The 512-nt window shown below is 61.7% G+C and carries 1 protein-coding gene; it reads right to left on the minus strand.

The window, feature by feature from the left end; all coding sequences use genetic code 11:
• Positions 1-512 (minus strand): IS91 family transposase (locus G9X64_RS36095; RefSeq protein WP_171378394.1); only part of this gene is annotated, 512 nt, incomplete at both ends.

Genomic DNA, 512 nt, shown 5'->3' on the forward strand with positions numbered 1-512 from the left:
GCAGGAAACGGCGGATGAACTCGTCGACCGCGAGCGTCATGACCTGCTGCCGATCGCAGCCGTCACGGCGGTAATCCTTGTAGCGGAAGGTGACGTCCGTTTCGTCGAACGCGATCAGGCGACTGTTCGAGATGGCGACCCGGTGCGTGTAGCGCGACAGATAGGCAAGCACTGCTTCCGGCCCCGCAAAGGGCGGCTTGGCATAGACGATCCAGCGCTTCCTGCGGACTGGCGACAGGTATTTTACAAATGCCTGGCGATCAGCCAGAGGCGCAGCCGAACCGAAGAAGGCGAGCCGCCCGGCATCGTGGAATTGGAGCAGCCGTGTCAGGAACAAGTGCCGGAATAGCTTGCCGAGCACACGAACCGGCAGGAGGAATGCCGGACGTGACGATATCCAGTGTGATCCATCGAGCGCGATGCCACCACCTGGCACGATCATGTGAACATGGGGATGATGGGTCATGGCCGATCCCCATGTGTGCAGGACGGCAGTGATGCCGATGCGCGCG

It is taken from the genome of Rhizobium sophorae (genome assembly GCF_013087515.1).
GTDB lineage: Bacteria > Pseudomonadota > Alphaproteobacteria > Rhizobiales > Rhizobiaceae > Rhizobium > Rhizobium sophorae.